Source organism: Terrihalobacillus insolitus, assembly GCF_028416575.1.
Taxonomy (GTDB): domain Bacteria; phylum Bacillota; class Bacilli; order Bacillales; family Amphibacillaceae; genus Terrihalobacillus; species Terrihalobacillus insolitus.
The window spans coordinates 14,379-32,400 of the sequence record NZ_JAMQKB010000001.1; the positions used below are offsets into that span (position 1 = coordinate 14,379).

The 18,022-nt window shown below is 38.2% G+C and carries 18 protein-coding genes; 3 read left to right on the forward strand and 15 right to left on the reverse strand.

What is annotated here, in order from left to right:
- Positions 1-52: 52 nt before the first annotated feature.
- From NC797_RS00070 to NC797_RS00130, 13 genes are all read right to left on the reverse strand, one after another.
- On the reverse strand, positions 53-325 hold the full coding sequence (locus NC797_RS00070; RefSeq protein ID WP_272434523.1) for a hypothetical protein: 273 nt from the start codon (positions 323-325) through the stop codon (positions 53-55).
- A gap of 246 nt (positions 326-571) precedes the next feature.
- A complete protein-coding gene (locus NC797_RS00075; protein WP_272434524.1) occupies positions 572-697 on the reverse strand; it encodes a hypothetical protein in 126 nt (41 codons plus the stop codon).
- On the reverse strand, positions 685-867 hold the full coding sequence (locus NC797_RS00080; protein WP_272434525.1) for a hypothetical protein: 183 nt from the start codon (positions 865-867) through the stop codon (positions 685-687). Before NC797_RS00080 ends, NC797_RS00075 begins: the two co-directional genes overlap by 13 nt.
- A 256-nt stretch (positions 868-1,123) precedes the next feature.
- A complete protein-coding gene (locus NC797_RS00085) occupies positions 1,124-1,942 on the reverse strand; it encodes an ABC transporter ATP-binding protein (RefSeq protein WP_272434526.1) in 819 nt (272 codons plus the stop codon).
- A 239-nt stretch (positions 1,943-2,181) separates the two neighbouring features.
- The gene (gene menC, locus NC797_RS00090) at positions 2,182-3,276 is read right to left on the reverse strand and encodes an o-succinylbenzoate synthase (RefSeq protein ID WP_272434527.1); all 1,095 of its coding nucleotides are present in this window, start codon (positions 3,274-3,276) and stop codon (positions 2,182-2,184) included.
- Positions 3,266-4,762: an o-succinylbenzoate--CoA ligase gene (locus NC797_RS00095; protein WP_272434529.1), complete on the reverse strand. Its 1,497-nt coding sequence runs from the start codon at positions 4,760-4,762 to the stop codon at positions 3,266-3,268. The genes menC and NC797_RS00095 overlap by 11 nt, the downstream gene beginning before the upstream one ends.
- A gap of 138 nt (positions 4,763-4,900) precedes the next feature.
- Positions 4,901-5,992 carry a Ger(x)C family spore germination protein gene (locus tag NC797_RS00100; protein ID WP_272434530.1) on the reverse strand — a complete coding sequence of 364 codons (1,092 nt, stop codon included), beginning with the start codon at positions 5,990-5,992 and terminating at the stop codon, positions 4,901-4,903.
- The gene (locus NC797_RS00105) at positions 5,989-7,071 is read right to left on the reverse strand and encodes a GerAB/ArcD/ProY family transporter (protein ID WP_272434531.1); all 1,083 of its coding nucleotides are present in this window, start codon (positions 7,069-7,071) and stop codon (positions 5,989-5,991) included. Before NC797_RS00105 ends, NC797_RS00100 begins: the two co-directional genes overlap by 4 nt.
- 12 nt (positions 7,072-7,083) lie before the next feature.
- The gene (locus tag NC797_RS00110; protein ID WP_272434532.1) at positions 7,084-8,445 is read right to left on the reverse strand and encodes a spore germination protein; all 1,362 of its coding nucleotides are present in this window, start codon (positions 8,443-8,445) and stop codon (positions 7,084-7,086) included.
- A gap of 178 nt (positions 8,446-8,623) precedes the next feature.
- Positions 8,624-9,442 carry a 1,4-dihydroxy-2-naphthoyl-CoA synthase gene (gene menB / locus NC797_RS00115; RefSeq protein ID WP_272434534.1) on the reverse strand — a complete coding sequence of 273 codons (819 nt, stop codon included), beginning with the start codon at positions 9,440-9,442 and terminating at the stop codon, positions 8,624-8,626.
- A 31-nt stretch (positions 9,443-9,473) separates the two neighbouring features.
- Complete coding sequence (gene menH, locus NC797_RS00120; RefSeq protein WP_272434535.1) at positions 9,474-10,271, reverse strand: 2-succinyl-6-hydroxy-2,4-cyclohexadiene-1-carboxylate synthase; 798 nt, start codon at positions 10,269-10,271, stop codon at positions 9,474-9,476.
- A 9-nt stretch (positions 10,272-10,280) separates the two neighbouring features.
- The gene (menD, locus tag NC797_RS00125) at positions 10,281-12,023 is read right to left on the reverse strand and encodes a 2-succinyl-5-enolpyruvyl-6-hydroxy-3-cyclohexene-1-carboxylic-acid synthase (protein ID WP_272434537.1); all 1,743 of its coding nucleotides are present in this window, start codon (positions 12,021-12,023) and stop codon (positions 10,281-10,283) included.
- A gap of 2 nt (positions 12,024-12,025) precedes the next feature.
- Positions 12,026-13,411, reverse strand: coding sequence for an isochorismate synthase (locus NC797_RS00130; RefSeq protein WP_272434538.1), 1,386 nt, complete (start codon positions 13,409-13,411; stop codon positions 12,026-12,028).
- A gap of 305 nt (positions 13,412-13,716) precedes the next feature.
- Here NC797_RS00130 and NC797_RS00135 point away from each other — a divergent pair, with 305 nt between their 5' ends.
- Together NC797_RS00135 and NC797_RS00140 are read left to right on the forward strand one after the other, a co-directional pair.
- The gene (locus NC797_RS00135; protein ID WP_272434540.1) at positions 13,717-14,664 is read left to right on the forward strand and encodes a 1,4-dihydroxy-2-naphthoate polyprenyltransferase; all 948 of its coding nucleotides are present in this window, start codon (positions 13,717-13,719) and stop codon (positions 14,662-14,664) included.
- Between the two features lie 52 nt (positions 14,665-14,716).
- Complete coding sequence (locus NC797_RS00140; protein WP_272434541.1) at positions 14,717-15,109, forward strand: hotdog fold thioesterase; 393 nt, start codon at positions 14,717-14,719, stop codon at positions 15,107-15,109.
- Positions 15,110-15,293: 184 nt separating this feature from the next.
- On the opposite strand, the gene NC797_RS00145 is transcribed toward NC797_RS00140, so the two are convergent.
- Positions 15,294-16,352, reverse strand: coding sequence for a M20/M25/M40 family metallo-hydrolase (locus tag NC797_RS00145; RefSeq protein ID WP_272434542.1), 1,059 nt, complete (start codon positions 16,350-16,352; stop codon positions 15,294-15,296).
- Between the two features lie 116 nt (positions 16,353-16,468).
- On the opposite strand from NC797_RS00145, the gene NC797_RS00150 reads away from it, so the two are divergent.
- Positions 16,469-17,470 (forward strand): potassium channel family protein, encoded by a 1,002-nt coding sequence (locus NC797_RS00150; protein ID WP_272434543.1) that lies wholly within the window; start codon positions 16,469-16,471, stop codon positions 17,468-17,470.
- On the opposite strand, the gene NC797_RS00155 is transcribed toward NC797_RS00150, so the two are convergent.
- On the reverse strand, positions 17,459-17,863 hold the full coding sequence (locus NC797_RS00155) for a YugN-like family protein (protein WP_272434544.1): 405 nt from the start codon (positions 17,861-17,863) through the stop codon (positions 17,459-17,461). The genes NC797_RS00150 and NC797_RS00155 overlap by 12 nt on opposite strands.
- Between the last annotated feature and the right edge of the window lie 159 nt (positions 17,864-18,022).

Below are 18,022 nucleotides of genomic sequence, written 5' to 3' on the forward strand. Positions count from 1 at the left end.
AGGACTTCAATTGGTGTTAACGCAGGGAACAAAAAAGAAGCAAAATTGTTCCTTATTGATTTTTCAGTATGCGTTTAAAGTCTTTTATTTCACTCTCGTGCTTCACAGACCTAGCTGCTAAAGTATCAATGACCCTTTGTTGGTCTTCTAATGTATCTTTAAGTTCTTCTGTCTTCACATCAATATGTTTCTCGACGCTTTCAAAGTATGGTCCAAGATCATTGAAAAGATTATCTTTAATACTTGAAACGTCTTTCTTAAGTTCTTGCTGTCCTTCTTTAAGTTCTTTTAATTCATTGAGAATCAATTTTAAAGTATCTTCCATTAAAATCACTCCATTTTCTTCTAATATTATAACACGATTAAGTTTAGATGAAATATTTTTATCTATTATTTTCTTCTCTTCTCAACATCAGTATAATATGTAATACAAATAGTTATTGGTAGATACGCCACCAGTTACTTTAAATGCATTACCACACAAGCAATAGTTTATTTTTATAAAATAACATCATGGCCATTTATCCCAAGCCATGATGTTTATTGGTTTATATCTTTAAAATTCCTAGCATTATGCAATTGCATTCATTATTCTTCTTGCAAACATTCTTGAATATTCTTCAGAGTCTTCAGCAATATAGGTACATATGTTATCTAAATCTTTTACAGCAGATTCAGCCCATCTTAATTCAGCCATTTCCCTAACTTCTCCTTAACTTGTTCATGAGAAACAACTTTTCCAGAATTCAGTTCTTGGATTCCTTTATCAATTTTTGACCTTATATACAATTCCCTCATTATATCTTCTATAGTTACACTTTCAGGTAAATCACTAATTAATTTTAATACTTCTTCTTTTGTGCTCACCTTTAACACACCTCCCTTGCAAGTTATACCATCATTATAAATCATAAAATTTTCAAAATCATTACATGAATCATTTTTTCTGCAAACACATAAATACTATGATAATTACGGTGTTACAACTCCATAAACATTGATATATCCATAAAAATAGGGGTGCTAAACGCAATGCGATTTACACCCCTAAATACTATGTTATTTAATGTTTTCTCACCAGAACTGAGCCCGTTACCAGAATCGATGAGTTTTTTTCATGTATTCAGTTTGCCATACTATTCGTATCAATAATACAGCGACCCTTGCCATGCGGAATGCACATTGGTGTCCCAAACATTGGGTCATATGTTACATCGCACTTCATTTCAAAAACATCATGTACAAGGTTACAGTTAATAATATGTTCTGGTCTTCCCTGTGCATATACTTGCTTATTCTGAATCGCAACAATGTGGTGCGCGTATCGACATGCTAAGTTTAAATCATGAAGAACCATTACTACCGTGCGACCATCACGCTCATTTAATTCAAATAGGAGATCCAATACTTCAATTTGATGTGTCATATCCAAATACGTTGTTGGTTCATCCAATAAAATAGTATCCGTTTCTTGGGCGAGTGTCATAGCAATCCATGCACGCTGGCGCTGACCACCTGATAGAGAATCTACCGAACGATTTTGAAAATCCAACATATTTGTTGCTTTTAGGGCGCTCATAACCGCTTCATCGTCTTCCTTAGACCACTGCTTTAATAATTTACGGTAAGGATGTCTACCCTGCTTCACAAGTTCAAATACTGTTAATCCTTCAGGTGTAACAGGACCCTGTGGTAGGATGGCAAGTTTTTTGGCCACTTCTTTCGTAGCAGTTTTGGCAATATCCTCACCATCTAAAATAACCCCACCTTCTTTTGGCCTCAGCAAACGAGCCATTGACCTAAGTAGGGTTGATTTCCCACAACCATTTCCTCCAATAAAAACAGTAATTTCACCTTTGGGAATTTCTATATTAAGATCATCTAAAATGATGTCTTCTCCATATCCTAGTGTAAGTTCCTTTGTTGCTAACGTTGTTTGCATACGCATTCTCTCCCCTTGTGAGCGAATCTTCCGCTTGATTCAAATTTATCCTAAAAAAATTTGTTCAAAGAGTATGGTTCATAAAAAGTCTATGTTCATTTTATTTGATTCAAGCGCCTAAGTCAATGATTATGATAATCTTTCTCAACTGATTATATGATCATCAACGATAATTATGCATGACCTGATAACAGCAAAGGAACTAATGCCCCAACACTTAGTCTTTCTATATTTTTAATCTAAAACTGCTCTTTCTGAATCGTAACATAGTCAAGGTAATCATGATCAATCTCAAACCCTATCCCATGTTTCTGTGGAACCGAAATAGTTCCGTTATGGACGGTCACCTCAGGATCAATAATATCCCTTTCCCAGTACCGATTCGATGCAGAAATATCACCTGGAATGGAGAACCCTGGTAAAGATGCAAGTGCAATATTATGTGCTCTTGCTATACCCGTTTCGAGCATGCCACCACACCAAACAGGTATATGGTGTAGCTCACATAAATCATGGATTTTAATAGCCTCTGTTAAACCGCCAACCCTGCCAATTTTTACATTGATTACCCGACAGCACCCTAGTTGAATCGCTTGATAGGCATCATGATAGGATTCAATTGACTCATCTAAACAAATTGGAGTTACCATCCTTTGTTGCAACTCTTGGTGTAAATAAAAATCACCAGCCTTAAATGGTTGTTCCATCATTAAAAGCTGGTAGTCATCCATTTTCTCTAGTAACGACAAATCCTTTTGTTCATATCCACCATTTGCATCGATCATAATCGGCAATTCGGGCGCAATATCCCTTATATTGGTTAGAATATCGAGTTCTTTTCCTTTTTTAACTTTTACTTTATAGCGCTTATAGCCAGATTGTTCGTATGAGGCAATGGTAGCTTTTATATCTGAAGTTAGGCTTATGACAACACCTGTTTCAATTTCTGAACGTGTTCCACCAATTAATGTGGCTAAGCTCACACTCTTTTGTTTGGCAAATAGATCCCATAAAGCAGCTTCAAGTCCTGCTTTCGCCATTTGATTACCAATAAAGCCTTGGAGTATTATCGGAAGATCACTAGGATGATAAATCTTCTGTTTCTTCATAATCGGAATAAACAGGGTTGAAAGGATCGTCCACGCTGAATCGACTGTTTCAGCTGTGTAAAAGGGGGTGGTGAAAGCCACACATTCCCCGAACCCACTTCTCCCTTCCCCATCTACTGCCTCAATAATAATTCCTTCTCGATGTATTACCGTTTCAGCATGTGTTGAAAAGGGTTCAAGTAGCTTCATGGAAAACCGCCTCATCACGATCTGTTTAATGTTCACTTTCCATATCCCCCTTAGGTAACCAATCCACTAGAATATGTCGCATAATCTTGTTTGATGCATTTCTAGGAAGCGCATCCACAAAATAAATTTCTTTTGGAACCTTATATTTGGCGATTTGCCCCTGACAATAAGATATAATTTCCTCCTTGGATATTCCTGACCCGTCTCTCACGACAAATGCAATTGGAGTCTGTCCCCACTTTTTATCTGTTTGTCCTACTACAGCTGCTTCCTTAATTTCCTTTAGATTTGCTAGGACACCCTCTATTTCTGCTGGATAAATATTTTCCCCACCAGAAACAATTAAATCTTTTCTTCGATCGATTACATATAAAAATCCATCCTTGTCCAAGTAGCCGAGATCGCCTGTTACTAACCAACCGTCTTGGAACAACTTCTGATTTGCTTTTTCTTTGTTAAAGTAACCTTTTGTTACCATAGGACCCTTTACTAAAATTTCTCCTATCACTTCTTGCCTTGCAGGAATCCCGTCCTTTACGATTTTCAGCTGTGCTGGAAGTAGAGGTTTCCCTGCAGATCCTAGTTTTTCTGTTGCATGCTTTGGGCTTAGTGTGACAATCTGTGAAGACGTTTCGGTCATTCCATAGGACTGAAATACAGGAATACTGTAATCCTTTGCACGATCCAATAAAGCTTTGCTTGCAGGGCCGCCGCCAAGCAACATTCCTCGAAATGTGTTAGGGTATCCAGTATCCCCAATCTGATCCATTAATTTGTTTAGTGTAATAGAAACAACAGAAACAATCGTCACACCCTTTTCTGTAATTGCCTTGTGTGCAGTAGTTACTTCAAATTTTTCTAACAAATAAATAGGCATTCCATATATAACGCTTTTCATTAAAATAGAAAAGCCGCCGACATGAAACAGTGGTAAAGATGCTAACCATTTGTCTTGATCATTCAATCCTAGATTTAAAGCAGACGCTACAGCACTCCACCAATGATTTCCGTAAGTATGGATAACCCCTTTTGGTACCCCAGTAGTTCCAGAGGTATAGATAACTGTACATGGATCATCTAAATCGATCTCACGTTTTAGTAAAACTTCCTTCCAATCCGTTCGATCTATTTCACTATATGTATAAATAGGGAGGTGCAGTTGGTGTAAAGCCTCTTTTCCATGGGCATACATACCTTCTTCAACAATAAGGAAAGTGACGGCACCGTCTGTTAGTTGGTAGTTTATTTCTTTTGAAGATAGTCGAGTATTTAACAGTACGGACACAGCCCCTAAGTATGTTAACGCATGGATTGTTATCACCATTTGTACAGAGTTGCCCGAAAGTATTCCAACGTGATCACCTTGCTTCACACCTAGGAATGCTAGTTTTTTAGCAAAAAGCCTACTTTGTTTTCGCATTTCGAGAAAAGAGATGCTGTCATTATTAGGTGATTCAATCGCTATGTCAGTAGGTGACAATTCCGATTGTTTGTCCAGCCAGTGTGGTATTATTTCGGACATATAGCATTAACCCTTTCTAACAAACCTTCTTGTATTCATTACTTCTATTTGTAGTGATTACTTCTACTTGTAATCATTACTTCTATTTTAATTTTTTCATCCATATTTCGCAAAGGTCTAGCCTAAAGATGAAGTATGTTACTTAATAATCCCTGGTGTTAATAGTTTGAAATCAACCTTTACTTTAAAATCGATCGTTGGATAGATGGATTGCCATTCTTCCCACTCTGTGTCGTTATTCCAGCTTCTAGAACGATAACGCAATCCGAAACCAATCGGGTCCACATTTTCTTTTTGCAGCTTTTTAAGTAAAGAAAGTGCTGTTGCCTTTACCTCTTTACTACCAGCCTTCTCGTATTTTTGTAATGCTTTTTCTGTGACAGGATCACGAGAAGTTTGTTCTTCCACAATCCCCTCTATGTCAATATTCATTTGTATCGAAGGTTTTTTGCCCTGGACGATATCATAATCAGCACTTGCCTTTTCCACAGCTACCATAGCAGTTTTATTATCCCGTTTGATTTTAACATCCGTATGCTCTAGACCTGTGTTGATCATATTAAACATTTTCGTTTCTTCCTTTGATAGTTCAACCTTCAACTTTTTTTTGTTAAAAACTCCTGCTTGTTTAATATCAAAATATTCCTTTTTTGCTTCAACAATCGGAAGAATCGGGTCAAGTCCTCTTTCCGTTGTTTTCTGATAAAATTGGTATAACTTTTGCTGTACGACAGACGGCGATTCAACCCCTCCTTGTCCAAATGGTAAAATAAGACTATCAGCTGGAAGTGTTTCAGACGGCGGTTTCACATTCAAAACTTCCAGACCGCTCGGTTTACCTACTGTAATAAAAGCAATTTTTTGAATGTCACGACGTCTTTGCAACCAATCAAAAACGAATCGAACGTCGTTTTGAACTAATTTCTGACCTAGAACAATGATTTTCGTATGACCGAAGTCAAGTTCTTTATCCACTTTAGATTTAATCGTACGCACTGCTTCGGTAATTGTTTCCGTCTCTGCTGTTAATACTTGGAATTCCGCGCTTTTACCTGATTCTTTAGGTGGGATTGCCAGTTTTAGACTTACCTTTATTTTATTATCTTCATCCTCTGGCTGATCCAATCCAATACCAATTACAAAGAAACGTTTATCAATATCCTTCAACCCGCACCCAGTAAACACGGTCAACATAAGTATCAAAATGAGTGTAAGTCGAATCGTCTTCATTTCAACGCCTTCTTTCTTGCTGCATAAGACATAATCAACACGAGCAACAGCTCTCCAAACAGTCGTACAATTAACCACGCTGATGTAAAATCATACCTGTCATATTCATTTAAAAAAATCTCTAACGTCATAGCTACAGCAGAAAAAAGTATCAGAATGGCCCAAGAACTTTTATCCCTTGATTTTTCTGGGAAAATGTTTTTCAATAAATCAAGCGCGATATGCCAAAAAATGATTGTCCCGATTAGACCAATCGAAATATAAACAAAAATGAACAGGTATAACACACGCTCCACAACAAAAAATTCAATCCTGATCGAATCAGCTGTAACAAGCCATGGAAGCATGTAATTTGCCACCCCATCCGTTCCTTGATACCCAATAGGAATAAAAAAACTCGTCAACAAAAATAAAAGACCTAACACTCCGATCATCCATATATGTTTGAATTTAAATTTGCCTTCAAAGATACGTTGAAAGATGACCATGTTTGTATAGCCTGTAAACATAAAAGTTGCAGCTGCAATCGATTGTAAGGAAGGTATTCCAAAAAAATGGGTTCCTATTTCTAAAATTGCATCCCAATTCATTTCCTTGTTGATGAGAAGTTTTGCAATTAAAAATAAAACAAGGGGAACATTTATAACGAGTAGTACTTCCATTCCATACAGTAACGTCTTGGAATTGAGCCGGCAACAGAAAACAAGAAGAATTAACAGTACACTTATGATCAGTAAGCGATCATTATCTTGATTGATATAATCTTTAATAATGGATACGAACACTAATAAGGGGATGAGTCCAATTAAATACCACATAACCCCAAATAAAAACAGTGTACTATGATGTCCCCATTTTGGTAAGTGGTCTTTCAGTATTTCAGGAAGACCCATCCCTGGAAACCGTGCAATTGCTTTGCCAAAAAAATAAATAAGTGTAAGCGAAATTGGTATCGAAACCAACATTGCCATCAGTGCTCCGTTAAACCGATCATTGATCAAAATATTTGGCACAAGAACAACAACATTAATGATCATGTTTAGGAATATAAGGTAATATAAATATCGATTTATCCCCATATTCAATCCCCTTTATGAAGTAGTGCTTTCTTTGTTCTTCTTATTTGGCGGTTTATCAATCTCAAAAAATCGAAAATAAGATGTGCCAAAACTTCTCTGGTTCGCCAAGTACAGAACAAGACCAATAAAACTAATCGCTAAGCCTGTTAATCCAAACAATGTGGAAATAAGTAAAATTGGGTACTTCACTACCCGAATCGCAAACCCCATTGCATTTATCGGGATAACGAAATTTGCGATAGCAACTGCAGCTACGATAATAATCATAATATTACTTACCAATCCAGCTTCTGTTGCTGCCTGACCGAGTATTAGACCCCCTACAGTTGTAGCAGCTGACCCTACTGTTTTTGGTAATCGAATACTTGCCTCAATAAGAAACTCCATCATAAATAACATAAAAAGTATTTCTAAATAAGAGGGATAAGGTACCGTTGCCCTGCTACCTGCAATGGACAAGGCAAGCTGCACCCGAAAAATTTCTGGATTATAAGATGCTACCGCAACATAAAACCCAGGCAATAGTGTCGCGATAAAAACACCCATATACCGTAAGAACGAAAGGAACCTTCCTACACCTGGAAGCTGATAAATATCATCCATGGACGAAAAGAAATCAAAAAATACGGAAGGAATAATAAGGGCAAACGGGCTTGTCTCAAATATGATGACAACCTTTCCTTCTGAAATGTTTTTGACAATTCGATCAGGTCTTTCCGTAATTAAAAGTGTGGGAAATAAGCTCCACTTTTTATTCGTTAATAATTGATGAAGCTGCCCTGCAGACTGTAAGATGTCGACATCGATTTCTGATAATTTTTTCTTCACATCCGTAATGACTGAGTCATCTGCAATGGATTGATCATATGCAATAGCTACATTTGTTTGCGACAGTTTACCAATTATTTTGTTTTCAATGGAAAGCCTTTCAGAATGGTAGCGATGGCGAATAAGGTTTATGTTCGTACTTAATTTTTCAACTAATGCGTCTTGTGGCCCTAATATTGAAATTTCCACATTTGCATCACTCACATAACCTGATTGAACGTTTTTCGCTTCAAAAACGAACAGCTTCGATTTTAAAAAGATAACAACAGATCCTGTCAGCATTTTGTCCAATGCTTCTTGATTATCTTTTGGCTCTGTGCAGCCTGGAAAAGAACGTAAATATGTTTCATAATCGGATAGTGTATCTGTTTTAAAAGCTGGGTTGATGATGTATTGATAAATCGTATCGCTTTTACAAATGCTTGAAATATACATTACGCTCACTTTGAAGTTTGTCGTGCTTATACTGTCATTTTTAACATCACTAGAATTCTTTAACTTATTTTCAAGCCATTTTTTACTTTCGGTTACCTTTTTTGCAAACACGACATAACCCCCAGAGACGATCTTTGGCGATTGGATTTTTTAATCATATGCTCCAATAAATTTTATCCTAACCAATTTAAGGCTATATCATTCACGAACACATCGGATACCATGACAAAAAGCCATTCATATGAATGGCTTTTAAAAGTAGAGTAATGATCTTTTGACCTTATGCGATTTAAGGAAAACGAGGGAACTGCTTGAAATCAGGTTTGCGTTTTTCTTTAAACGCATCCCTTCCTTCTTTCGCTTCATCTGTCGTGTAGTAGAGTAAGGTAGCATCGCCACCCATTTGCTGAAGTCCAGCTAATCCATCTGTGTCTGCATTTAAAGATGCTTTTAAGAAACGTAATGCGGTTGGTGATTTTTCTAACATTTCTTCACACCATTGCACCGTTTCTTCTTCAAGCTTGTCCAATGGAACGACTGTATTTACGAGTCCCATATCCTCTGCTTCCTTTGCACTGTATTGGCGACATAAGTACCAAATTTCACGCGCTTTCTTATGACCAACGATTCTTGCTAATAAACCTGCACCATAACCAGCATCAAAGCTGCCAACTTTAGGCCCTGTTTGTCCAAAAATCGCATTATCAGCCGCAATCGTTAAATCACAGACAACATGTAATACGTGTCCACCACCGATTGCATAACCAGAAACCATTGCAACGACAGGTTTTGGAATAACTCGAATCAAGCGTTGTAGATCAAGGACATTTAAACGTGGAATCTGATCATCCCCAACATATCCTCCGTGTCCACGAACACTTTGATCTCCACCAGAACAAAATGCATCATCACCAGCACCAGCTAATACGATTACACCAATAGCTGAATCATCTCTAGCATATGCAAATGCATCAATTAACTCATGTACTGTTTTTGGTCGAAATGCATTTCTTACTTCAGGTCTGTTAATGGTAACCTTAGCAATGCCATTGTGCGTTTCATACACAATATCCTCGTATTCTCTTTCTTGTACCCATTCGATTGCCACCTGAAATTCCTCCTTTAATATGTATGACCATCTATTGACGAATAAAGTCAATTACCATTTTACCAAAACACTTTGGATTTTCCACATGAATTGCATGACCTGTCATCGGGATCACCTTTACCTGACTGTTGTGAATTGCATGGTTCATTTTTGTTGCAATTCCAACAAACTTCACATCCAGTTCGCCTACAACGAGTAATACAGGTGCATCGATCACATGTAACTTCTCCCATTGGGAAGGTTGTGAGCCTGTTCCCATTCCTCTTAGGGACAAGGCTAAGCCTTCCTTTGACTGGTTTAACCTTTCTTGCCTAACTTTAAACCTTCTGGTAGAGGATAGCTTTTTTTGTGATGCAAATAGTGGGATGTTCTCCCAGTAGTCGACGAAGGAAGCGATACCATCTGTTGTAATTTTTTTTGCTCGTTTTTCGTCTTGTTTTTTTCTTGCCATCCGTTCTTTATAGTCGGCCAGACCTGGTGATGCGCTTTCTAACACAAGAGAGGATACTCTCTGAGGAAACATGACTGCAAAGGAAAGCGCTGTTCTTCCACCCATGGAATAGCCGATCACATGTATTTTATTTATACCTAGCTGATCAAGAATTTTTGCTATATCTTGACAGCATTCACTCATTTGAACGACCTTGGTCCCTTCTGTTCTTCCATGTCCAGGTAAATCCATCGCAATGACACGAAAAGTTTTACTCCAAGTCGAAATGATTGAATCCCACGTTTTTGTAGTGCCAGTAAAACCATGTAACAACAAAATCGGCTCACCTGTTCCATGTTCCTCTACCCAATAGGTTGTTTCATTTATGTTGTGGTGCATAGTAGATGATCACCCTTGTAATTGCTCTAATAGTGCGTGTTCAATTTGATTCCACTTCTGTTTATGCCAATCGACGTTTTCTGACCTATTTGTATTTATTTCAATAACCGAGAGCCCAGGAGTTTGATAGCTTTTTTGAAGGGCTTCTTCATATTCTTGCCATGTAGCAGGATTTTGGTAAAAGCCCCCATACATCACCACAGCTTTTTCTAGTTCGATATCCATTGGGGTCCCGAACAAAACTTCAAAGTGCTTCTGGTGCTCTGACTGTGGCAAAAAGGAAAAAATACCACCACCATTGTTATTGATTAATACGATGGTTAACGGGATGTGATATTGCTTTCCAACTAGTAGACCATTCATGTCATGAAAAAAGGATAAATCTCCAATTAAAAGTGTTACCCTTTCCCCGTGTGAGGCAGCACCAAGAGCACTAGACGTAATCCCGTCGATCCCATTCACCCCTCTGTTCCCAAATACAAAAAGTTGTTTTTCAGAACGTAGCATAAACGTGTCTACATCGCGGATGGGCATACTGTTTCCAACATAGACCGTACTTTGATCTGGAATAACACGCATCAAATGCGTAACCGCATGTCCCTCTGTCAATGGAGTGTCAGCTGATTCAGTTAATATGTGTTCCGTTGCAATTTCGTTTAGTTTTTTCCAAGTTTCTAACCAGAAAGGTGAGAAACTGTTTGGATTCTCACCTTCAAGCAATTGATAACAAAATGCAACCGGATCTGTTATAACAAATTCGGTTTTGTTGCCTGCAGGCTCGCGGTAACCTTCTTCCGCTTCCACAACAAATTGAACCACATCCGAATTTTCTTTCACATAAAAAAGATAAGGCTTTGAGACGGGCATTGCTCCAAACCGTATAATAAAATCAGGTCTTACATTTTCACGTACACTACCACTTTTTAATATTGCATCATAGCTTTCAATTACATTTTCTTTTCGGTATGGTCCTGTTCTCAACTGTGAAAGAGGATCTGCTAACACTGGAATGTTCCACTTTTCGGATAATAAAAGGATTGCTTCTACTAATTTTTGCTCTGTCTGTGGCCCACACACTATTACACCCTTTTGACAAGTGGATAAAAGGGAAAAAAATCTGTCCAATTGATATTCTGCTAGACCTCGCTTGCCAATTGTATGTGGGGTGAATGACTCTCTTTCTCCTTCCCATAAATCTTCTATTGAAAAATCTGGTATTAATGGCTCACGAAAAGGAAAATTCAAATGGACAACACCTGGATTTCCCATGTTGGAAGTTGTATAAGCTCTTGCAGCACTCCTTCTTACGTAACGAAGCATCATAGGATCACCGTCTGGACTTGCCATTTCATGGAACCACTTTGAATAGTTTCCATACATGTTTAGTTGATTGATCGCCTGTGGTGCACCTACATCACGTAGTTCGTTCGGACGATCTGCCGTAAGAACGAGTAAAGGAACCCTGCTGTAATGTGCTTCAACGATTCCCGGAAAATAATTCGCGGCCGCTGTTCCTGATGTGCAGACCAATGCCACTGGTCGGTTTTCTTTTTTTGCCATTCCTAATGCAAAAAAAGCGGCAGATCGTTCATCCATGTTAACCCAATGTGTCACATGAGGATGTTCCGCAAACGTCATTGCCAATGGAGTCGATCTGGATCCTGGAGAGATCACAACATCGGTTAACCCGTTTTTGAAAAGCTCATCCACAAAGTTTGCTACGTATCTTGTTAGTGATTCGGTATGATCCATATTTATCCTCCTAGAACAGACAGCATCGGTGTGAATTTAATCGCAGTTTCCTGGTATTCAGCCTCTGGCGTCGAATCTTTTACAACACCACAACCTGAAAATAATGTAGCCTCTTTCCCTTGTATTAATGCTGAACGTATCGCAACAGCAAATTCACCATTATCGTTAGCATCCATCCAGCCGATAGGTGCTCCATACCAGCCACGATCCATTTGTTCCTCCGCCCGAATAAATGCGAGTGACGTGTCTCTTGGTAAACCACCAAGCGCAGGCGTAGGGTGCAATCGCTGAATGACGTCGAAGATAGAATATCCTTCTTTTAACTGCGCCCGCACTGGTGTATGCAAATGCTGAAGATTTCGTAGAGGATAAACCCTTGGCTTTTCTGGGATGTCAATCGCCTCGCAACAAGCCGCTACAGCTTCACGTATCATTTTTACGACAAATTCATGTTCCGCACGATTTTTTTCATCGTGAAGAAGTTCAAACCCGATCCGCTCATCTTCTTCTTTTGTTTTTCCTCTAGGAGCAGTTCCTGCAAGACAAGTTGAAAATAGCTGTCGATCCTCAATACGAACCAACCGTTCAGGTGTAGCTCCTAAAAAGCAATCGGGGCCATTTTCAAATGCGAAAATGTAACTGTTTGATTGGGTTTCAGATAATTGCTTTAATACAGGAGATACGACTGCTCTATTTTTAAAAGAAAGGCGCATTTCTCTTGCAAGTACTATTTTATTTGCAAAACCTTTTTGGATGAGATCGGTAGCGTTTTTAACTGTTTCTTTCCAACAATCTGAACCAATCTCAGTTTTTAATTCAATCGTCGGTCCATCTGGCAAAGTGACATCTGAATTTGTTAAAAGAACTTTATTTGTCTCTATTTCATAATGAAGCTGCTCTGGATGATCTTCTTTTCTTGCTACTATATTAACCGTCAAAAAAGAACGATTATGAACAATCGTTAACAAATAGGCAGGCACACGAAATTGACTATCGCTAAAATTTTTCCAAAGTGTCTTTTTGTCCTTTTTAGGATCAAAGGAAAAGCCCCCGAAGGCAATCGGCCCAGTTCCAGGAGCACGGTGTATATTTTGGACGATTGCATTTGAAAGCAGACTTGTCCATTTCCTTTCTATGTCGTTAAAGTGATGACCTTCTGAAGCAATACTGTATGCATCTCCAGCCCCTACAAGATAGAAATTTTCCTCAGATCTAGACCAAAATACCCGATCACCTTCTATTTGATTTGCTTGATGAAAAAACAGAAAGGGATCTACATTCTCTATTTCCTTTGTATAGCTTAACAGCTGTGGAGCTTGCTTATCTTTCGCACTTTCCACTGCGTCCCTAAGTACATCAGTCAAACTTTTTACATCCGTTTGAATCATATAAAACCCTCCATTTATAATACGGAGTACGTATCGCAAATATAAACTTAAGTATTTTTATCTTTTATCTTTCTCTATTATAGCCAACTTATAATTGAAGTGGCAATGAATCCTGTTAACAAAAAAACCACTATCTATTTTATTCTTATTTTTATTTTTTCTCAATTGGAACGAATTCCTAGCTATAATACGAACAATTGGATTGACACTAATAGTCCATTTACATAAAATTAGTATGTTATAATTTGTTTTATAGTAAGTTAATGAACTGAACGACGTTTATGGTGAGTGAGGAGCGAAATAGAATGGAATCACTTGAACAAAAAGATATAAGAGGTGCCCTAAATGAAAAAGAGGGGTTCCAGATTTGGTGGCGGTTGTTACGTCCACATACGTTAACAGCTTCATTTGTTCCTGTATTGATCGGAACAACATTGGCTGCACTTGATTATCAGGTAAGGTTTGAACTATTCCTTGCCATGTTAGTAGCCTCTATGCTTATTCAATCCGCTACAAATATGTTCAACGAATATTACGACTATGTTAGAGGCCTGGACAACGAAAATTCGGTTGGGATTGGAGGAACGATCGTAAGGGATGGCATTTCACCCAAAACTGTTTTAGGACTTGCACTTTCGTTTTTTGCAGTCGCTATTATCCTTGGAATTTATATTAGCATTTCTTCAAGTTGGTGGATTGCATTGATTGGGATGATCTCAATGCTATGCGGTTTCCTCTATACAGGAGGCCCTTACCCAATAGCGTATACTCCTTTTGGGGAACTATTCGCTGGCTTTTTTATGGGAACAGTTATCATTGGGATTAGCTACTATATCCAAGCCTCAACCATAACAGGTTCGGTAGTTCTCGTTTCGATTCCAATCGCTTTATTAATTGGAACCATTCTACTTTCCAATAATATAAGGGATTTAGATGGGGATAAAGAAAATGGTCGTAAAACAATTGCTATATTGTTAGGGCGTAAAAAAGCAAGAAATTTACTTGGTTCCTTGTTTGCAATATCCTATCTCCTAACCGTTGGATATGTTGTAATAGGCATGATTCCTATTTGGTCACTTCTTACGTTTTTAAGCTTAAAAAAAGCACGCGATGCTTATCAAGGCTTTAAACATAAAACAATGCCAATTGATATGATGCCTGCAATGAAGGCGACCGCCCAAACCAATACATTTTATGGGTTATTACTTGGACTATCACTCCTGATCCAGCTCCTTTACCCATTATCATTTTAACGACAAGTTTTTACTTGTCGTTTTTACTATCACACTTGGAGGATAACAAAAAATGGAAGTTAATTTCAGCAATACGTTAATGGATGCTCTTGACATGGAAATCATCACATTAAAGAAGGACTTAGTCGAAATAAAAATGCCTGTCGGTCAAAAAACGCATCAGCCCATGGGGTTCTTACATGGTGGGGCAAGTGTGGCGTTAGCAGAATCGGCTGCAAGTGTCGGAGCCTTTTTGCAAGTTGATACAAATTCATATCAGGTTTTTGGGATTGAAATTAATGCGAACCATATAAAAAGTAAACGGGATGGTTGGGTTGTTGGAAAAGCAATTCCAATACATATAGGAAAAACGACAATGGTTTGGGAAATAAAAATTGTGGACGAAGTAGATCAATTAATTTCTATTTCAAGGTGCACCATCGGCATTGTTCCTTTGAAAAAGTAAAAAATCAGCATGAAAAAGGATGTGCACAAAGTCGGCAAATGATATGCGGTGCACCTGCTTGCGACACACAGGTCGTGCTAGTGTCGACGTTGCCACAGGACGTGGCGACATTAGTCAATCTTCTCATTTGCCGACTTTGTGAACGCACATCCGTATCCAACTACTTTAGGGCTCTTTGAAAAAATTAATCGTCTAACGGATTTAAGCTTTCGTTTCCAGTAAGATTACCAATCATTTTGACAAGTAGATCGATTTCTTCATCTATATCTTTTATACTAACTGTCTCAACTGGAGAATGCATGTACCTAAGTGGCAGCGAAACAAGTCCAACAGGGACACCTTTTCCCGTGTAACGCATTTTATCTGCATCTGTCCCCGTATTTCTAGACGTTAATTCATATTGAACGTTCATGTTTAATGATCTGGCTGCCTGCTCCAACAGTCGATTTATTTTAATATTGATCGGAGCCCCTTTTGCAAGAACAGGCCCCTTTTCTAATCGCACGTCCCCATATTTGTTCTTATTCACACCTGGATAATCCGTCGCAAATGTCACATCACACGCAATCGCCATCGTCGGCTCAATGCCTGCTGCTGCAAAGTACGCTCCACCCATGTTTGTTTCCTCATTTACTGTACTTGCAGCGTACACACCTACGTTTACTTTTTGCTTAGCTAGTCTACGCAAGATTTCGGCCACGATAAAAGCCCCTGTTCGATTATCCAAGCCTCTTCCTGAAATATAACGATCCATCAATTGCTCTGGCTCGTGTTTATATACTGCTAGGTCGCCAATTTGAACAAACCGCCCAATCTCTTCTTTTGATTTAGCTCCACAATCGATGAACAAATCTTCTAACGAAAAATCATTCTTTATACCCCCATGATGCTGCGCATTTACCCCGATCACTCCAGTTATTGTTTGACCATAACCTAAAACAGTTACCTTCATTCCAATAGCTGCCTTTGGATTAATACCACCCATTTTGTCAAAGTACAAATATCCTTGTTCATCTATTCGATTGATTACAAGCGCAATTTCGTCACAATGTCCGGCTAGAAGGATTTTAAAATCCGCATTTGGGTTTAGAATCCCAATGGCATTCCCAGCATGATCTGTTCGAATTTCCTCAGCAAAAGGTTTCACATAACGAATCCATTTTTTCTGTATCTCTATCTCCATACTCGAAGGCGACGGAGTTTTCAGTAAGTCGAATAAAAAATCAAGATGATCCTGTTCCATTTTTATGTAATTCCTCCTTTTTTTCTATTTTAACATACTGTATTTTTTCAGGATGATCATTATATCCCTGTTCATTGTTGACCATACTGATAAAAAACGATAAGTGAGTGTTCTTAATGAATTATCGAGCTCTACAACAAATATATTTCCGAATCCCAGTAGTTTTACGATTATTAATAACTGTTCTTGCCTTAATGGCATTGTTTGGTGTCCTGATTCATTTTTTAGAACCAACTAATTTCCCCACTATATTTGATGGAATTTGGTGGGCATTTGTAACAGGGTCAACTGTTGGATATGGAGATTTTGTACCGTTGAGTGTAACTGGACGTTTACTCGCCATTTTTTTAATTTTAGCTGGTGGCGGATTTGTCACGTTTTATATGGCCAATTTATCTGCTCGTGTTGTTCGCTATGAACAAGATTTATCAAGTGGTGATGTAACTTACAAAGGGAATGATCACATTGTCTTGATTGGATGGAATGAACGAACACGACAGTTATTAGATATGATTATTGAACGAGAATTGGACGAATCAGTCGTATTAATTGACCAGTCTCTACAGAATCTTCCTCTAAATAAAAGTCCAATCCATTTTGTTCGCGGTTCTGCGTCAGATGATACAATATTAGCTAAAGCCAATATAAAAGAAGCAAAATGTGCAGTCATTACATCTGATCCATCTGAAAAAGAACAACAGGCCGATCAGTCAAGCATCTTAACGACGGTTGCTTTAAAAGGAAATAATCCAGATTTGTTTATCATTACAGAAATATTAACGAAACATCAAATCCAAAACGCAATGCGTGCTGGCGCAAATACTGTTATTCGATCAAACGACTTTATGAGTACTTTGTTTTTCCATGAAATTTTTCGAAAGGATCCTGTCAAACCATTTAATCTTTTATTGGACGTTTTTGATGAACAACAGTTTAAACAGTTTGAATTACCAAAAGAAATGAACGGAAAAACGTTTTTAGAATGCTCAGACTTCTATGCACAACATGAAGAAATTCTAATTGCTATTATACGGAATGGAGAGCTATTAATTAATCCTCCATTCCACAAAAAGCTAGAGACTGGTGACTCACTGATCGTACTAGCCTCACTCTACTAACAGCTGTTCGAGTTGATCGATTAACTGCTTTCCCTTTTCAACATAATAGTCAGGTACTTCTGCATCCGAATCAGCTGGTTCCTGGAATTGATCAAAGGCTCCTCGAACTGCACCATTTTTAACATGATCATCTAATTCGTTTTGATATTGATGTGCCAATAAAAACGGCTTACCTAGTCTGACCCTTGCACTCGGTCCATCTAAGTTGCCATCTGTCGTGATAAACGGAATCCTTAGGAACTGGTAGCCATTATCGGTCGCTATTTTATAATCAAACGAACCTTGGTCATATTCCCAATTGCCACCGATCGTAAAACCGAGTGGCTTTAATTGCGCTTCTAAATCATCAAGAGGGAACACACTGTCTTCCAGTTTTGAAGTAATCGGAATCATTGAAAAAGCCTCCTTTTTGAATAGCTTTTCCTTGTTGGTTACATTTCATGAATACAGATGCTGTGTTTCGATACAAAAATACTCTCAAAGCTAGTGCATGTCCGGCAGAGCATAACGGAACAAAAGCGCTGGAGCTGGACGTGACCGACTCTGTCGTTG